Raw genomic sequence first — 1,490 nt, 5'->3', positions numbered from 1 at the left:
TAGCTGGCTTAATCGATATCGTCGGTTATTGGTTCGCTGGGAGAAAAAGGCTGAAAATTACGAGGCCATGTTGCATTTTGCCTGCGGACTTATTGTGTGGAATAAACTCTATTGAGATAGGCTCTAAGCATAGAGGTTGTCTGCTCGATATTCGCGGGTCAATAACGGAGATCATACCTCAAAAGCCTTGCCATGCCTCGTTCATATGAGGGGATGGTTAAGGATCTTAGAGTGACTATCTTCAAAGCTCACGTGGATACAATTATAATAAGCAGAAAAAATCAGCTCTTCTTGACAAGAAACATCATATAACATATAACCAATATCACATGATGATTTTCATTTGAGCACCAAAATGACAAATAAAGACATACCAACATTAAATATATCAAAAGAAATGTTGCAGAAGCTAATGTTGGAGAATAAATTCACAAAAAAAGAAATAGTTAAATTAAATAAAGTAGCAGAAAGAGAAGGTACAAACCCAGGGCAAGATCACGAATGTTTATTGACCAATAATTGCATGGAAAAAAGACTAATGTAGAGCATTAAACGCACAAATCTGGTTCTAGACAGGTCACCTATGACTACACACCGACTGCATTGGTTAAAGTTCATGCATTCATGCGGTTGCCCTGGGTACAAACCTAACCTATGAAACACTTTTGTTAGGAAGTAAGTTCAAAAGATTTATATTTGTGTTGATTTTTTATATAACAATGGCTGTTATAGGGGTCGCTGTAGGCTCATATCATGGTGATGATTTAATCGTATCAGTAGTTATGGCTTTTTTGCTTTTTATAGTTGGCTATTTTGGATTCTCCATGGTTGGGATGAAATATATATATAAATCATACTTCCTTTTAAAGAAGGTAACAAACAATAATATACCTAAAGTAGATGAACCAAAATCAAACATGCCGGACATACCAACAGAAACGCTGATTGAATTAATGTTAGAAAATAAATTCACAGAAAAAGAAATCACTTCCCTGCAGCAACAAGCAAAAAGAAAAGATGTAACCCTAATTTTCTTAATAACTTCTTTAGAAGAAAAATTCAAAAAAATTTCGCTTGCATTAATATTTTATATAATATTAATTGCAACAGTTTCATACAATCCAGACAATCTAACTGCATCAATACTCCTTTTTTGTGGTTCCCTTTTCCCGATGCTAGCAGTATATTATTTACTAGTATTTAAACATTTTTATAAATCACATTCTCTTCTAAATAAAATAACATCTTAGTTTTTATTAGTTTTACCAAAATCCTTAACCATCCCCTCATACAGGGCAAGATCACGAGTGTTTTTTGAACAAAAAGGATCGATTTGACGATCAGTTTTCGTTGTGATCTTATACCAGGGCAAGATCACGAATGTTTTTTAACCAACGCAATGGCAGTATTGACGTAAATTGTAGAGCATGATCTTATACTCTCTTTGGGGAGACAATCATGTACCTTGATGCATTTATTCAACATTTTTC

Annotated in this window: 2 protein-coding genes and 1 pseudogene; all 3 read left to right on the top strand. The window is 34.0% G+C overall.

The window, feature by feature from the left end; translation table 11 throughout:
• Positions 1-115: pseudogene (locus EOJ37_RS14175) on the top strand (IS5/IS1182 family transposase); the annotation flags it as partial.
• A 240-nt stretch (positions 116-355) separates the two neighbouring features.
• A complete protein-coding gene (locus tag EOJ37_RS14170) occupies positions 356-544 on the top strand; it encodes a hypothetical protein (RefSeq protein WP_127960510.1) in 189 nt (62 codons plus the stop codon).
• A 154-nt stretch (positions 545-698) separates the two neighbouring features.
• Complete coding sequence (locus EOJ37_RS14165) at positions 699-1,250, top strand: hypothetical protein (protein WP_127960509.1); 552 nt, start codon at positions 699-701, stop codon at positions 1,248-1,250.
• Positions 1,251-1,490 lie beyond the last annotated feature (240 nt).

The sequence above is a fragment of the Serratia microhaemolytica genome, assembly GCF_004011885.1.
Lineage (GTDB): Bacteria > Pseudomonadota > Gammaproteobacteria > Enterobacterales > Enterobacteriaceae > Serratia_G > Serratia_G microhaemolytica.
Note: the sequence above shows the minus strand (reverse complement) of the source record. Positions and strands in the feature narration are given on the sequence as shown.

What these genes read in the sequence shown, in the direction of transcription:
- EOJ37_RS14170 (WP_127960510.1), top strand. Translation starts at nt 356, where the DNA reads ATGACAAATAAAGACATACCAACATTAAATATATCAAAAGAAATGTTG.